The organism is Streptomyces sp. TAA486 (genome assembly GCF_000426165.1).
In genome coordinates this window covers 63,630-79,537 of the sequence record NZ_AUEV01000013.1, presented here as the reverse complement: position 1 = coordinate 79,537, position 15,908 = coordinate 63,630, and the positions used below count along the sequence as shown (strand labels likewise).

The window sequence follows — 15,908 nt, the reverse complement described above, 5'->3', positions numbered from 1 at the left end:
GTTCCGGAGGGGCATCCGGGTGCCGGATCCGGAAAGCGCGATCCCCTCGGACGTACAACACCCTCCTGCCGGGTACCCGGAGGCGAGCACCGGAGCACACTGCAGCAGGAGGGAGCCCGGCCATGGCCAGCGCGGACGAGGGGGCTGTCACGACGGTCACGGGTCGCTCTGCCCGGGGAACCGTGGCACAGCGGCTCATCGACGGCCACCTGGTCGAAGGCGAGGCACGCCCCGGCGAGGAGATCGGTCTGCGCATCGACCAGACCCTCACCCAGGACGCCACCGGCACGCTGGTGATGCAGGAGCTGGAATCGCTCGGCCTGGACCGGGTCCGTACGGAGGTCAGCGTCCAGTACGTGGACCACAACATCCTCCAGGCCGACGAGCGCAACGCCGAAGACCACGCGTTCCTGCGCTCCGCCTCCCGGCGCTTCGGTCTCTGGTACTCCAAGCCCGGCAACGGCGTCTCTCACCCCACCCACATGCAGCGCTTCGGCATTCCCGGAAAGACCCTCGCGGGTTCCGACTCCCATACGTGTGCGGCCGGTTCGCTCGGGATGCTGGCCATCGGTGTCGGCGGCCTCGAGGTGGCTCTGGCCATGGCCGGCCGCCCCCTGTACGTGCGGATGCCCCGGATCTGGGGTGTGCGCCTGACGGGTGAGCTGCCGCCGTGGGTGAGCGCCAAGGACGTCATCCTGGAGCTGCTGCGCCGCCACGGCGTCAAGGGCGCCGTCAACCGCGTCCTCGAATACCACGGCCCGGGCCTCGAATCGCTGACCGCGATGGACCGGCACGTGATCGCCAACATGGGCGCGGAACTGGGCGCCACCGCCAGCGTCTTCCCGTCCGACGACGCCGTGCGGAGCTTCCTGCGGTCCGAGGGCCGCGAGGAGGACTTCGTACCGCTCACCGCGGAGCCCGGAGCCGTCTACGACCTCGAAGAGGAGATCGACCTCTCCTCACTCGAACCGCTCATCGCGCGTCCGTCCTCGCCGGGCAACGTGGTGCCCGTGCGGGAGGTGGCGGGCCGGCCCGTCGACCAGTCGGTGATCGGTTCCTCCGCGAATCCCGGGCTGCGCGACTTCGCGGTATCCGCCGCCATGGTCGCGGGGCGGAACACTGCCGCCGGGGTGAGCCTCGACATCAACCCCACATCGCGCGAGATCCTTCAGGACCTCACCCTCTCGGGCGGCACCTTCGACCTCATCACCGCCGGTGCCCGGCTGCACCAGAGCGGCTGTCTCGGCTGCATCGGCATGGGTCAGGCACCGGCCGTTGGGCGCAATTCGCTGCGCACGTTCCCCCGCAACTTCCCCGGCCGCTCCGGGACGGAGGAGGACTCCGTGTGGCTGTGCTCCCCGGAGACCGCCACCGCCTCCGCGCTGACCGGCGTCATCACCGACCCGCGCGACTGGGCGGCCGATGCTGGTATGGAGGCTCCGGACATCGCGCTGCCGGAGTCGGCAAGCGTGAACAAGCAGATGCTGGAGGCGCCCCTTCCCAGGGAGGAGGCCGTCTCCGTCGAGCTGGAGCGCGGCCCGAACGTCTCCTCGCTGCCCGAGTTCGACCCGCTGCCGGACACGCTGGAGGGCCCGGTGCTGCTGAAGGCCGGGGACGATGTCTCCACGGACGAGATCTCCCCGGCGGGTGCCCGGGCCCTGCCGTACCGGTCGAACATCCCCAAGCTCGCCGAGTTCACGTTCGTCCGCATCGACCCGGACTATCCGCGGCGCGCGGCCGAGTCGGCCCGGGACGAGGACAACAACGGGCACTTCGTCGTCGGCGGTGACAACTACGGCCAGGGCTCCTCGCGCGAGCATGCCGCGATCACGCCGCGGTACCTCGGGCTGCGTGCCGTCGTCGCCAAGTCCTTCGCGCGCATCCACTGGCAGAACCTCGTCAACTACGGGGTGCTGCCGCTGGAGTTCGAGGACGGCGGCGACGCAGAGCGCATCCGCGGCGACGACGTGCTCCGCCTCGATGGACTGCGCGACGCCCTCGGCGAGGGGGCGGACGCTGCGGGAGGCGCGCTGCGGCTGCGGAACGTCACCCGCGACGAGGAGTACGCGGTGAGGCACCGCCTCTCGGCCCGGCAGCGGGAGATCGTACGGGCCGGCGGCATCGTCCCGGCCCTGGCCGCGGCGAACACGTCCCGGTAGGGGGCGCGTTCACCGGGCTCGCGGGAAGTGGGTCCGGCCCGCTCGTCCGGTCGCGCTCATCCGGCTCCGCTCGTTCAGGAAGGCCGTCCGGCGGTCTCACCTGGCTTCGCCGCGGCGCTTGCGCGGCCGGTTCGGGACGGAGAGGTGGATGAGCTCGGCGGCCCTCGTCAGCCGTGGGTGCCGGTCGACCGTCTCCCGCGTGTAGCGGTCGAGTTCCTCGGCGAGCCGCACCGAACGCTTCTCCACGTCCAGCTCGTCGAGCATCCGGTCGATCTCGGCGAGCAGGGCGCCGTGCAGCTGCCACTGGCGCGGATGGTTCTGCACGCCGGTGAGCAACAGGTCCGCCACCTGGTCACGTGCCTCGCGGGCCGCGGAGAGCTCCTCCACCAGCCGGGCCTCGGCGGTGTCGGCGTCCGCGGTCACGTCACTGGTGATGAGGACGGCGAACGCCTTCACCGCCCCGGCCAGATGGGCGAACAACTCCTCCAGCGCGGCTGCCTCCTGGGGCGGGAAGAGGGGCTCGTCCTCACGGTTCCTGGCCAGATCCGTGAGGGTGCGGGCGATGACGCGCAGTACCACCACGCAGATCTCCAGGGTGTCCAGACCCGTCCGCAGCACGACTCGGGAGAGCAGCCCTTCCTTGACCCGCGGGTTGAGCTTCAGGCTCTCCTCGGCCTGTGCCAGGGACGCGTCCACCTGCACGATGTCGTGGTCGAGGCGGCGCGCTTCCTGCAGCCGCTCCGCGGCGTCCTCCACCGGTGTGTGGCGGCCGAGTTCCTCACCGACCCGGCGGAGCAGCCGACGCAGCCGGCTGGCCAGGTCCTCGATGGCCTCGGTCGCGGACTGCGTCCACACCGGCGGCACGAAGACCACGTTGAACAGCAGGCCCACCACCGCGCCGATGAGGGTCTCCACCACACGGTCCAGCGCCGTCGCGGCGACCTGGGTCACGCTCACGCCCAGGACGAGCATGGCGCTGATGGCGACCTCCGGCACGAACTCCTTGACGCGCACGAGGTGACCCACGGTCAGCGACGCGAGGATCAGAATCCCCAGCGACCACCAGCTCAGGCCCACCAGGTTGCTGAAGCCCACGGCGACGAGAACCCCGGCCACCACGGCGTTCACCCTCCGGATGCCCCGGGTGAGCGTGGCGTAGAGGGTGACCTGGACGACGAGAAGCGTGGTCAGCGGGGCGAGCAGCGGAATCTGGGCGTTGCTGAGCCAGAGGGCCGCCAGGTAGCTGAGTACGGCTGCTGCCGTTGACCGGAGTGTCTGGGCGACCGCGGGTTCGTTGCGGCGCCGCACCAGTTCGGCGAGGGGTTCGAGAACAGCCGGCACGCGGTGCCCTTTCCCGCTCCTGTGCCGCAGCGGGCGTGCGGCCGGTGCCTGCCACCCGAGTGGGCTGCGTGCCGGGCCTCGCGGGGGTGAGGGCCGAGAGCACGCCGGGCCGAGCCAACGGGGCCCCGCTGCTCACGGGCGCAGCAGCGCCAGCAGCAGCCGGACGAGTTCGTCCACGATCTCGTCGAGGGTGGCGTCGACCCAGCCGGCGGACCAGTCGTGGAGCAGCCCGTTCACACTCCCGATGAAGGCGGCGGCGGTGATGCGGTAGTCACGGTCGGCGGCCTCGCCCCGCTCCACCGCCGACGCCGCCTCGGCACGGATCAGCTCGATCCACCGGGCGCGGCGGGAGAGCCGCTGCTCGTCCAGGCGGGGGCTGACGCCGACGATCTCGGTGAAGGCGATCCGCATGCGGCGCGGGTCCGAGGTGAGGCTCGCCGCGTACGCACGGAAGACGAAGCCGTAGCGTTCCGCGAAGGGCAGGTCCCCGGTGGTTTCGAGGGCGTCGATGACGGCCGCCTGGGCCCAGTCGTTGACCTGGAGATGCAGGACGGCGAGCACGTCTTCGAGGGTGCGGAACTCTTCGTAGAACTGACGGGTCGACAGCCCGGCGGCCTCGCACAGCGCGGCGATGCTCGTCGACCGGTAGCCGGGAGCGTCGCCGAAGAGCTGAAGCGCCGCGTCGAGGAATCTCTGACGCCGCTCTGCCTGCCGCTCGCTCGCCGCCTTGCCCGCGTATCGGCCGGTCGGCCGCCTGAGCCGCTGCTCCACCGCTCTCCTTCGCTCGCCTTCCGGCCATCTTCTGCCCACAGGGGGTTGAAGAACACCGAGGCCGTAGTTACCTTCGGTAGTACCCAATGTGAACAGGGGTCTTTTCACATTGTGCCGTCCGTGATGCCTCATGAGAAGCACCTGGTCGGACGCCATGTGACGTGATTCTCGCTCGCAACGGATGCCACCCCCCAGCTGCCTGCTCTCCCTGCAGGGCCCCGCCGAACTCTGCGGGGAGAGCGGGCATCCTCACGCTCGTCCCGTCACGGCCGCAAGCTCGGCGAGCGCGGAGACGCCATGCGAAGGAGAGCCATGCCATGCCCGTACCAAGGACACAGACGGACGCCGACTCGCCGGTCCTCCCGCTGTCACCTCCACGCGCCCGCCGGCGCCTGCTCCCGTTCGTTCTCGCCACAGCCCTCGTGGCAGTGGCCGCCACGGCCGGCGTGGCAGCCGCCGTACCCGGCCCGGGCGATGAGGAGGCCGCCGGGCTGCGGGAGGTGATGTTCGTCGGCAACAACTGGGACGGCACCGCCGACGTGATCAAGTCCAGCGGCGGCTTCGAGAAGCTCGGCCGCATCAACGTGATCCCCGACAAGCAGGAGCGCCTGGACGAGATATACGCGGACCCCGTCAAGCTCCTGTTCTTCCTGGGCATCCGCAACGGACCGGGCGAGGGACACGACCAGTTCGTCGACGACATGTACTCCACGCCCGACGGGACGGCCATGGTCGTCTCACGTCCGAGCTTCGCCGACGTCGTCTCCATCGACGTCGCGACCGGGAAGATCAACTGGCGCTTCCCCGTCTCCGGTCACCGCTCCGACCACATGGCCGTCTCGCCGGACGGCGAGCGCGTGGCCGTCTCCGCCTCCACCTCCAACACCGTCCACGTCCTCGACATCGGCACGGGGAAGGAAGCGGGCTCGTTCAATGCCGGCGACAAGCCGCACGAGAACGTGTTCACCGACGGCGGCAAGTACTTGTGGAACATGTCCATCGGCGAGGTCAACACCGCCGCCGACGACCCCTGGCTGGACTGGACGAAGGGCGACCGCAAGATCACCGTCGTGGACGCGGCCACCTTCAAGGAGGCCAAGGTCATCGACATGCGCGACAGGCTCGACGCCTTCGGCCGGAAGGACCTCTCCGACGCCGTGCGGCCCGTGGCCTTCACGCCCGACGAGTCCACGCTCTACTTCCAGGTCTCCTTCTTCAACGGCTTCCTCGAGTACGACGTCGCCGACGACAAGATCACGCGGGTCAAGACGCTGCCCAAGAACCCCGACACCAGTGAGGACCGCACGACCTGGGTCAACGACTCCCGTCACCACGGCATGTCGATGAGCCCGGGCGGCGACAAGCTCTGCGTCGCGGGGACCATGGACGACTACGCGACAGTCGTCGACCGCGACACCCTGCAGGAAGGGCCCCTGGTCGCCGCCTCCAAGCCCTACTGGGCGACGGTCAGCGGCGACGGCAAGTCCTGCGTCATCTCCGAGAGCGGAAGCGACAAGGTCACCGCCATCGACTTCGCCACCGGCGAGAAGACGGTCTCGGTGCCCGTCGGGGACCACCCGCAGCGCGTCCGCATCGCCCACGTGCCGGACGACTGGACCAGCCCGGCCGCGCGCCGGTGAGCGTAGCCGCTCCACAACGCCACGCACGGGTGGATGTGGAAACGCGGCAGCACACCGGGTGAGGCCGCTGAGGCCCGTGCCCCCGCCGTCGATCGGCAGGGGCACGGCGCCTGACGCGGCGGCCCCGTCCCCCGGCGGAGACGTGAGCCGGGCACGTCCGCCGGGGGAGCGGCCGCACGAATCCGCGGCCGGCGCCGCCCGGCGCGGCACGGGTCGGCGCGAGTCGGTGCGGCCGACCACAACTCCGGACCACCAGTTCCCCGTTCCGGTCCGTTCCCGCTCCCGTCCCGGTCCTGGTCCCGTTCCCGGTGACCGAGGACGGACGGCCCTTCTGGGCCCCTCGCCCATGTAAGCGGTGCCGGAACGTCGCGGGAGTCCTCCCCGCCTCCGAACCCGGCCTGAGCCGCCCCCGGTTCTCCATGTCCTCACCGAACGCGCCCACAACGGTGACCAGTTGGGGAAGTCGGCCTCCTCGGACATCCCGCGCCGTGCCCACCGCACCTGCGCAGTGCCCCTCCGTTCGTGCCCACCTTCTTGCCCGAACGTGTTTACTTCGCAGCAACGTCCGCGTACCGTCCTCGGAAAGCAACAGGTTCGGGCATGGAACGGACGTAAATCCACATGTACGCAGCGGAGCGCCAGCAGGAGATCCTTCGGCTGACCCATGAGAGCGGGCGGGTCGACGTGCTGTCTCTCGCCGACGAGTTCGGGGTGACGGCCGAAACGGTCCGGCGCGATCTGAAGGCCCTGGGCAGGGCCGGGCTCGTGCACCGGGTGCACGGCGGTGCCATCCCGGCGGGACGGCTCGACTTCGAACTCGATCTGGCCGAGCGGGACACCGTCGCGGCGGACGAGAAGGACCGCATCGCCCGGGCCGCCCTTGACGAACTGCCCGCCGACCGGAGCGTGATCATCGACGCGGGCACCACGTCGGCCCGCCTCGCAGGCGCCATCCCGGTGGACTCGACGGTCACCGTCGTCACCCACGCCCTGCCGGTGGCGGCCCGGCTCGCCGATCATCCGGGCATCGCGCTCCATCTCGTCGGCGGACGGGTGCGGCACCGCACACGGGCCGCCGTCGACGCATGGGCGCTGCGCGCCTACGGCGAGATCAACGCCGACGTCGTGTTCCTCGCGGCCAACGGCTTCTCGCCGGGTGGCGGCCTCACAACCCCTGACCTGGCCGAGGCCGCGGTGAAGCGAGCGATCATCGCGGCCGCGCGACGGGTGGTACTCCTCGCCGATTCCAGCAAGTTCGGCAAGGAGTACTTCGGCCGCTTCGGCGATCTCCGTCACGTCGACCTGCTCATCACGGACACAGGTCTCAGCGCCGACGACGCACGCTCCATCGAGCAGCAGGGCACGGAAGTGGTGCGCGCATGATCCTCACCGTCACCCCGAACCCGAGCCTGGACCGCACCTACGAACTGCCGGTGCTGGACCGCGGCTCCGTCCTGCGGGCGGTCACGGACCGGGTCGACCCCGGCGGCAAGGGCGTCAACGTCTCCCGCGCCGTGGCCGCCGCCGGCCACCGTACGGTCGCGGTCCTTCCGTTGGGCGGCCCGGAAGGCGCGCTGTTGTCACGGTTGCTCGGCGACCTCGGCATCGAGGTGTCCGGCGTCCCCGTGACCGGTTCGACCCGGGTCAACGCGACGCTGGTCGAGGCCGACGGCACGTTGACCAAGGTCAATGCGAGAGGCCCCGAGATCAGGGGGACCGAGGCCGAGTCGCTGTTGGAGGCCGTACGCGCGCTGTCGGCGGACTCCGACTGGATCGTCTGCAGCGGCAGCCTGCCGCGGGGCCTGCCGCCCAACTGGTACGCCGAGTTGGTCGCCCGCATCCACCGGGCCGGCGCACGGATCGCCCTCGACACCTCCGGTGCCGCCCTGACCGCCGCGCTTCCGGAGCGTCCGGATGTGGTGAAGCCGAACACCGAGGAGCTCGCCGAGGCCGTCGGACGCCCCTTGGCCACCCTCGGCGACGCGGTGAAGGCCGCGGAGGAGCTGGGCGCACATGGCGCGCAGGCGGTCCTGGCCAGTCTCGGGGCGGACGGTCAGCTCCTGCTCGACGCCTCCGGAACCTACTTCGGCAGCGCGCCGGCAGGTGTGGTCCGCAGCAATGTCGGAGCGGGCGACGCCTCGTTGGCGGGCTTCCTGGCTGCCGGGGGCACAGGTCCCGCCGCGCTGGCGGCTGCCGTCGCACACGGCGCCGCCGCAGTGCAGCTGCCCGGCAGCGCCATGCCCACGCCCGCCGATCTGGATCCCTCCGCGGTGGCGGTCACCGCGGACATACCGCTGGACCGCGCACTGACGGAGCCGGCCCCGTGAACGACCGCGCGAACGACCACGTGAACTCCCGAACCCTCACGTCCCCGACACCGTCCGGCAGGGCGGTCATCGAGCAAGGAGAGCCGCGCGATGAGTGAGTTGATCACCGCGGAACTGGTCGACCTCGACCTGTCCCCCGATACGAAGGAAGCAGCCGTCCGTTCGCTGGCAGAGCGGCTGGTGGCCGCCGGCCGCGTCACCGACCTCGACGGCTTTCTCGCCGACGTGGCCGCCCGCGAGGCCCAGATGCCGACCGGTCTGGACGGCGGCATCGGCATCCCCCACTGCCGCAGCGAGCACGTCACAGCGCCGACGCTGGCCTTCGGACGCAGCGCGGAAGGCATCGACTTCGGCGCGGCGGACGGCCCGGCCGACCTGATCTTCCTGATAGCGGCCCCGGCCGGAGCCGACAACGACCATCTGACCATCCTGTCGACCCTGGCCCGCCGGCTCATGGACGGGGACTTCACGAACGCGCTGCGCGGGGAGCAGTCCCCGGACGCCGTCGCCGCTCTGATCCGCGGGGAGGAGTCCTCGCCGGTGCCGGCGCCGGAGGCGGAGACCAAAACCGAGACCAAGATCGAGGACAAGGCCGACGGCGATGACGGCGACGAGGTCGCGAGTCAGACATCGGCGCCCTTCCGCATCGTCGCCGTGACCTCGTGCCCCACCGGGATCGCACACACCTACATGGCTGCCGAGTCCTTGCAGAAGGCCGGTGAGGCCGAGGGTGCCGAGGTCGTGGTGGAGACGCAGGGCTCGGGCGGGTTCACGCGGCTGGACCCGGCCGACATCGCCGCCGCGGACGGCGTGATCCTCGCGCACGACGTCGGGGTGCGGGAGCAGGACAGGTTCGCCGGGAAGCCCACCGTCGACGTCGGCGTGAAGGCTGCCATCAACCGGCCCGCGGAACTCATCGCCGAAGTACGCGGAAAGGCCCGGCGCGGCGAGGTCACCGCATCCGCCGGGGACGCGCCGCCCGCCGAGGCGCCGGAGACCCACGGGGAGCACTTCGGTACACGGCTGCGCAAGTGGCTGATGACCGGCGTGAGTTACATGGTGCCGTTCGTGGCCGCGGGCGGGCTTCTCATGGCGATCGCCTTCGCCATCGGCGGCTACGAGATCAACAAGGCGCCCTCGGTCGCCGAGCACTTCAGCTGGACCGAGGTGGCCAGCTGGGCCGCGCTTCTCTTCCAGACCGGCGGCGCCGCCTTCGAGTTCCTCGTCCCGGTCCTCGCCGGCTACATCGCGTACGGCATGGTCGACAGGCCCGGACTGGTGCCCGGCATCGTCGGCGGCTCCGTCGCGATGACCATCAACGCGGGATTCCTCGGCGGACTGGTCGCCGGTCTGATCGCCGGTGCGGTGGTGATGGCGATTCAGCGGCTGCGCATCCCGCCGGTGCTGCGCGGCGTCATGCCGGTGGTCGTGATCCCGCTGCTCTCGTCGGTCGCCGTCGGCTTTCTGATGTTCGTCGTGGTCGGCAAGCCGATCGCCGCGGCGCAGAAGGGCATGACCGACTGGCTGGGCGGGCTCTCGGGCGGCAACGCGGTGCTGCTCGGCGTGCTGCTCGGTCTGATGATGTGCTTCGACCTGGGCGGTCCGGTCAACAAGGTCGCGTACACCTTCGCGGTCGGCGGCCTCACGCACCCTTCGGACGGCAGCCTCACGGTCATGGCCGCGGTGATGGCCGCGGGCATGGTGCCGCCGCTCGGCATGGCTCTGGCGACCACGGTGCGAGGGAAGCTGTTCACCAAGACGGAACGGGACAACGGCAAGGCGGCCTGGGTGCTGGGGGCGTCCTTCATCAGTGAGGGCGCCATTCCGTTCGCCGCAGCCGACCCGCTGCGAGTGATCCCCGCCTCGATGGCGGGCGGCGCCGTCACCGGTGCGCTGACCACCGCATTCGGCTGCACTCTCCGCGCGCCGCACGGCGGTGTCTTCGTCGTGCCGCTGATCGGCCAGCCGCTGCTGTACCTGGTGGCCGTCGCGGCCGGCACGCTCGTCACCGGCGGACTTGTCATCCTCCTCAAGCGCCGCCGGAACACGCCCGGTTCAGCGACGGAGACCCCCTCCGCCTCCGCGCCGGCCAAGTCCGAGCAGGCATCCAGGGAGTCGGTCCCGGTCTGAGCGACACACGCACGGGCCCGGCTCCGGGCGCTCCTCGTGCCACGCCACGCCCTCAACGAAGCATGCCGGAGGAGATCTTCATGGCTCTGCAAACCGCAGTGGCCGGTGCGCGCCGCGGGCCGCGCGCCCGCATGGCCGCACCACTCGTACAAGCCACCGCCCGCGTTGCCGACACCGAGGAGCAGCCGTGACGACTGCCGTGCTGACAGGGATCGGGGTCAGTGCCGGAAGCGCGGCCGGTGAAGTCGCCCGCATGGCCCCGGCACCCGCCCTGCCCGAGGCCCGGGTCATCACCGAGGCGGACGTGCCGGCCGAGGTCGCCGCCGCCCGCAGCGCGCTGGGCCAGGTCGCCGAGGATCTGGAGCGGCGGGCCGCCGCCGTCACGGGGGACGCCGCCGACGTGCTGTCCGCCCAGGCGATGATGGTCGCGGACCCCGCACTGGGCGACCAGGTCGAGGCCCGGATACGGTCCGGCGCCGACGGGGCGCACGCGATCGCCGAAGCGTTCGGCGAGTTCCGTGCCGCGCTGGAGAAGGCGGGCGGCTATTTCGCCGAGCGCGTGGCCGATCTCGACGATCTGCGTGACCGCTCGGTGGCCTCGCTCCTGGGACTGCCGATGCCGGGACTGCCGGATCCAGGGCGCCCCTTTGTCCTCGTCGCCGCCGACCTCGCCCCGGCGGACACCGCGCTGCTCGACCCCTCCCAGGTGCTGGCCCTGGTCACCGAACGGGGCGGACCCACAAGCCACACCGCCATCCTCGCCAAGACCCTCGGCCTGCCCGCCGTCGTCGCCTGCGACCGCGCCGGCACGCTCACCGACGGGCGTTCCGTTCTGGTGGACGGCGCGGCCGGTGCCGTACATGTCGATCCGCCGCCGCACGCCGTGACGGAGGCCGCCGAACGTGAGCAGGAGCGGCGCCGCCTGGCGGAGTCGGTGCGCGGGCCCGGCCGTACGGCCGACGGTCATCCGGTGAAGCTGCTGGTCAACCTCGGCGCATCGCACGAGCTGCCGGCCGCGGCGGCGGCGGACAGCGAGGGTGTGGGTCTCTTCCGCACCGAGTTCCTCTATCTCGACCGTGACCGAGCCCCTTCCGCGGCAGAGCAAGTCGCTGCCTACCGTGGGGTGTTCACCGCGTTCGCGGGGCGCAGTGTCGTCGTCCGCACGCTGGACGCCGGTGCGGACAAGCCGCTGCCGTTCGCCACCGCGGCGGACGAGCAGAACCCGGCACTGGGCGTACGCGGCCTGCGCACCGCCGCCCGCGACCCGGAGCTGTTGGGGACGCAGCTCGCCGCCATCGCCGAAGCGGCGGCGGACAGCGGTGCCGAGGTCCGGGTGATGGCCCCCATGGTCTCGGTGCCCCGCGAGGCTGCCGGCTTTGCCGAGCAGGTACGCGCACACGGACTGCGGGCCGCCGGCGCCATGGTGGAGGTACCGGCCGCGGCGCTGCGCGCCGGGGAGCTGGCTCAGGTCTGCGACTTCCTCAGCATCGGCACCAACGACCTTGCTCAGTACGCGTTTGCCGCCGACCGGACCCTCGGCGAACTGGCCGAGTTCCTCGACCCCTGGCAGCCCGCCCTGCTGGACCTCGTACGCATGGCGGCCGAAGCGGGCGCGCGGCACGGCCGGCCCGTCGGCGTGTGTGGAGAGTCGGCTGCCGACCCGGCGTTGGCCCTGGTGCTCGTCGGGCTCGGGGTGACCAGCCTGTCAGCGGCGCCGAGTTGTCTGAGTGACGTACGAACAGCTCTGGCGGCGCGGACACTTGAGGACTGCCGCGTGCTGGCGGGCCTCGCCCTCTCGGCGCCGGACGCCACGACAGCGCGCGCAAGGGTGCTGGCGGAGATCGCCTCGTAGCGGTCGGCGGCGCCGCACGACGTGGACGGGTGCCCCCGGGGTGTCGCACCCCCGGGGCACCCGTCGTCACTGCGGTGGCCTGGGCGTCGGAGTGCGGCAGCCGTCCGCCGTGCCGCAGCCTCAGAGCAGTCCGACGTGCTCGAGGTCGGCGACGTACTTGGTGATGAGCGACGGCTGCAGGACAGGGACTTCGCCGTCCCGGCCCACTTCGGCCTCGCGCACCGCTGCGCCGAACCGGTCCGCTGGGATGCCCGACGCCGGAACGGGACGCTGCGGCTCGCGGAAGGCGTCCATCAGCGGAAGCAGGGAGTGCTGCCGCTGATGCTCGGGCAGGCCGCGCAGGGCGGTCTCGAAGCGCGCGGACCACTCGTCGTGGTCGTCGATGTGCTGGATGCGCCGTCCGTCTTCGGCGAGCCAGTCGACGAAGACGTCGAGCGAGACGCCGTGGTCCTGGGCGTTGACGACGTTGTAGGTGTGGAACCCCTCGACGACGCGCCCGCCGATCGTCGTGACGGCCTCGGCGGTGAAGTCGGCGGGAAGCCCGTGGACTCGGGCCCGCGGACGGTCGCCTTCGGGGCCGGTGCGGTAGAAGGAACGCGGGGCGATGCCCGTCGCGGCGAGGCTGAACAGCAGGCGCGTGAACAGGTCGGGCACGTTCAGCTGCCCCTGGTACTCGCTGTGCGCGAGGATCATGTCCGAGCGGAAGACCGCGCAGGGCAGACCGCACAGGTCATGGGCCTCGCGAAGCAGCACCTCGCCCGCCCACTTGCTCGTGCCGTAGCCCCCGGCGTACGCACCGTCGAGACGGCGGACGGGGACGGCGGTGCGGATGTCGGCGTCCTCGGTGAGAGGCGCTCCCGCGAGCTGGGTGCCCACGGCCACGGAGGAGAGGAACACGAAGGGCTTGATGCGTGTGGTGATCGCCAGCCGGACGAGTTCGGCCGTGCCCGCCACATTGGGGCCGAACAGCTGCTCATAGGGCAGGACATGGTTGACGAGGGCGGCCGGATGGGCGATGAGGTCGACGTCGGCAGCGAGCCGGTTCCACGTCTCCTCGTCCAGGCCCAGGTTCCGTTCGGCGATGTCGCCGGGGAGCACTTCAAGACGGCCTGCGGCCGCCGACTCCCGGTAGCGCGCGAGGAGTTCGGCGTCGCCGCTGTCGAAGGCGGCGTCGAGCCGCCGTCGGGCCGCCTCGGCGCTGCTGCCGCGCACGACGCAGATCAGGGTGCCGCCGGACTCCGCGAGCCGCTCCAGCCACTCGAGGCACATGAACCGGCCGAGGTAGCCGTTGGCCCCTGTCAGCAGGACCGTCCGCACGGAGTCGCCGGGACCCGGCCGCGGGAGTGCCTTTGCCTCGGTGAGGACTTCGGCGTCCACCAGCGCGGCCAGGTGCAGGTCGCCGGTGCCCACCTCGGTGGGGTTTGCTCCGTGCACGGAGGCGAAGGACGGCCGGTCGTGGCCGGAGGCGAGGCGCTGCTCGATGTGGAGGGCGAGTTGCCGCAGATCGGTGGCAGGGCTGGTGACGACCGACACCGGGACGTCCACCTCGTAGATGTCGCCGAGGAGCCGGCAGAAGGAGACCGCGGAGAGCGAGTCGCCGCCCAGGTCGGTGAAGTGCACCCCGGGATCGAGATCGGTGGAGGAGCAGCCGAGGAGGCACTTGGCGGCCCGGCCGACGGTCTCCAGCACCGGCCGCTCCCGTCCTTCGCGGCGCAGGGCACGCAGTTCGCTCGTCTGCTGCGAGGCGAGGTCGGCGTACATCTGCTCCAGCCGCTCGCCGTAGCGCTCCTTGACTCTGGGGCGCGCCAGCTTGCCGGCGTCGCTGAGGAGCCCGTTCCGTGCGGAGAATGGCTCGGTCTCCACGATGAAGTCACGCGGGATCTCGTACGAGTTGAGGCCTGCATCCTTCGCACTTCGCTGAAGCGCGGCACTCAGTGAGGACTTGAGCGCGGCCTCGCTGCCCTGCGCGGCCTCGATCGCCTCCGGGGTGGGCACGACGGTGGCGAGGAGGTAGGAGCGTTCGCTGCTTCCGTGGACGAAGATCTGCCGGATCAGCGGGCTGGCGGCGAAGGCGGTCTCCAGCCGCGAGATGGCCACGAGCTCGCCCTGGGACAGCTTCAGCACGTTCTTGGTGCGGTCGACGTAGACGTACTCGTCCGGACCGGTCTGCGCCATGATGTCGCCGGTCTTGTAGAAGCCTTCCTCATCGAATGCCGCCGCGGTGGCCTCGGGGCGCTTGTAGTAGCCGGCCATGATCATTTCGGTCTTGATCCTCAACTCACCCCGCGGGTAGGGCGAGTCGGTCCGGAAATACCCCAGCTCGGGCACGTCCACGAGCTTGTGGTCGGTCACCACCGGAGCAATCGTGTGGCCGGTGGTGATCATCCCGGCCTCGGTCGCGCCGTAGCCGTCGTGGGGCTTGAGCTCCAGACAGGATTCGAGGAAGGCCGCGGTCTCGGAGTCCAGCGGTGCGCTGCCGGACATGACCCGTACGATCCGGCCGCCGAGGGTCTTCTCCCGCATCTCGGTGAGTAACTCCGCCTCGACGAGGGCGGGTTCGCCACCCGTGGCCACTCGCCGGTCGACCTCGCTCTGGTACTGCTGGAAGAGCATCTCGGAGACGCGCGGGACAAGCATCAGGTCCGTGGGGCGGGTGAGTGACATGTCCTCGAACAGGGCCGACAGGTCGCTCTTCGCCGTGAAGTAGTGCACGCCACCCGCGCTGAGCGTGCTGAACAACGTGTAGCGCCCGGCGAGATGGCTCATGGGCAGGAAGTTGAGGCTGATCACAGGGGTGTCGGTCTTGCGCCACGAAGCGCCCCACAGGTACGTGGCCAGCCGCTGCGTGTACATGGCGCCCTTGGGCGCACCGGTGCTTCCGGAGGTGTAGAGCAGCGAGGTCAGCGACTGCTCGTCCACGGTGGTGCACAGCGGCGCCGGCGGCAACGTGTCACCGCGTTCGAGCATGGCTGTCAGCGTGTCGATGACCACGGGTGAACCGGCGGCAGCCAGGCGTCCGGCTGCCGCCTCGAAGCGTTCGCGCTGCTCGTCCACGCGCATGTAGCAGTCGAGTACGACCAGCCGCCGCAACGACTCGCTGCCCAGGGCCAGTTCGACGGCCGTGTCCAGGAGTTCGGTGCTCGCCGCGAGGATCCGGGGCGCCGACTCCGCGACGATCGGCCCGAGGTCGGCGAGCGTCGCGCTGGAGTGCAGCGGTACGGAGACGAGCCCGAGATGGATGCACGCCAGATCGACGGTGGCGTAGTCGCCGCTGGTGAAGCCCAGTGTGCAGACGAAGTCCCCGGCGGCGACCGGGGACTTCGGATCGTTCGTCAGCTCGCTCGCGAGCGCCTGGATTCTCTGCGACACCTCGCGGTAGGTGATAGTCCTGAACTCCGGGACGAGTTCCGCCGTCGTGCGGCCCGTCCGCGGATCCTTCGGCAGTTTCCTCACGCGCTCGCCGAAGGCGGGTCGGTCCGCGTAGCCCTCCAGGACCGTCGCCATGATCCGTGGGAGCCCCATGCCCGGTGCCCGTATCGCCTCGGTGACCTCATCCAGCGGCTTCGCCTCCCTGAACTGCCGGTCGGCCGCGTACAGTTCAGCGGCGCGACGCTCCGCGGGGGAGAGCGGCGCCTCCTCCCCGCCCTCACTGCCGGACTGCGCGTTGACTGCCATTCCGTCTCCTCTT

The 15,908-nt window shown here is 71.0% G+C and carries 9 protein-coding genes; 6 read left to right on the top strand and 3 right to left on the bottom strand.

Translation table 11 applies throughout. From position 1 onward, the window contains the following. Positions 1 to 122 precede the first annotated feature (122 nt). Positions 123 to 2,159 (top strand): aconitate hydratase, encoded by a 2,037-nt coding sequence (locus tag I004_RS0117900; protein ID WP_051345143.1) that lies wholly within the window; start codon positions 123 to 125, stop codon positions 2,157 to 2,159. A 96-nt stretch (positions 2,160 to 2,255) separates the two neighbouring features. Here I004_RS0117900 and I004_RS34595 read toward each other — a convergent pair whose 3' ends face one another. After that, positions 2,256 to 3,500 carry an aromatic acid exporter family protein gene (locus I004_RS34595; RefSeq protein ID WP_037976730.1) on the bottom strand — a complete coding sequence of 415 codons (1,245 nt, stop codon included), beginning with the start codon at positions 3,498 to 3,500 and terminating at the stop codon, positions 2,256 to 2,258. 132 nt (positions 3,501 to 3,632) lie between these two features. Continuing rightward, positions 3,633 to 4,271: a TetR/AcrR family transcriptional regulator gene (locus I004_RS0117890; protein WP_028436622.1), complete on the bottom strand. Its 639-nt coding sequence runs from the start codon at positions 4,269 to 4,271 to the stop codon at positions 3,633 to 3,635. 317 nt (positions 4,272 to 4,588) lie between these two features. Between I004_RS0117890 and I004_RS0117885 the strand changes: the two genes are divergently transcribed. The 5 genes from I004_RS0117885 (at position 4,589) to ptsP (ending at position 12,220) form a co-directional block, all read left to right on the top strand. Beyond that, positions 4,589 to 5,911 (top strand): YncE family protein, encoded by a 1,323-nt coding sequence (locus I004_RS0117885; RefSeq protein ID WP_106965384.1) that lies wholly within the window; start codon positions 4,589 to 4,591, stop codon positions 5,909 to 5,911. A gap of 621 nt (positions 5,912 to 6,532) precedes the next feature. After that, positions 6,533 to 7,294, top strand: a complete 762-nt coding sequence (locus tag I004_RS0117875; protein WP_028436620.1) for a DeoR/GlpR family DNA-binding transcription regulator — start codon at positions 6,533 to 6,535, stop codon at positions 7,292 to 7,294. Continuing rightward, positions 7,291 to 8,238 carry a 1-phosphofructokinase gene (gene pfkB, locus I004_RS0117870; protein ID WP_028436619.1) on the top strand — a complete coding sequence of 316 codons (948 nt, stop codon included), beginning with the start codon at positions 7,291 to 7,293 and terminating at the stop codon, positions 8,236 to 8,238. Before I004_RS0117875 ends, pfkB begins: the two co-directional genes overlap by 4 nt. Positions 8,239 to 8,328: 90 nt before the next feature. Next, positions 8,329 to 10,368, top strand: coding sequence for a fructose-specific PTS transporter subunit EIIC (locus I004_RS0117865; protein WP_028436618.1), 2,040 nt, complete (start codon positions 8,329 to 8,331; stop codon positions 10,366 to 10,368). Between the two features lie 187 nt (positions 10,369 to 10,555). Further along, positions 10,556 to 12,220, top strand: coding sequence for a phosphoenolpyruvate--protein phosphotransferase (gene ptsP / locus I004_RS0117855; protein WP_028436617.1), 1,665 nt, complete (start codon positions 10,556 to 10,558; stop codon positions 12,218 to 12,220). 120 nt (positions 12,221 to 12,340) lie between these two features. Here the strand turns inward: ptsP and car are convergent, their stop codons facing one another. Next, on the bottom strand, positions 12,341 to 15,895 hold the full coding sequence (car, locus tag I004_RS0117850; protein ID WP_078511378.1) for a carboxylic acid reductase: 3,555 nt from the start codon (positions 15,893 to 15,895) through the stop codon (positions 12,341 to 12,343). Positions 15,896 to 15,908 lie beyond the last annotated feature (13 nt).

Bases quoted from the DNA above. Each gene is read 5' to 3' on its own strand.
- I004_RS0117900 (WP_051345143.1), top strand. From the start codon at position 123: ATGGCCAGCGCGGACGAGGGGGCTGTCACGACGGTCACGGGTCGCTCT.
- I004_RS0117885 (WP_106965384.1), top strand. From the start codon at position 4,589: ATGCCCGTACCAAGGACACAGACGGACGCCGACTCGCCGGTCCTCCCG.
- I004_RS0117875 (WP_028436620.1), top strand. From the start codon at position 6,533: ATGTACGCAGCGGAGCGCCAGCAGGAGATCCTTCGGCTGACCCATGAG.
- pfkB (WP_028436619.1), top strand. From the start codon at position 7,291: ATGATCCTCACCGTCACCCCGAACCCGAGCCTGGACCGCACCTACGAA.
- I004_RS0117865 (WP_028436618.1), top strand. From the start codon at position 8,329: ATGAGTGAGTTGATCACCGCGGAACTGGTCGACCTCGACCTGTCCCCC.
- car (WP_078511378.1), bottom strand. From the start codon at position 15,895: ATGGCAGTCAACGCGCAGTCCGGCAGTGAGGGCGGGGAGGAGGCGCCG.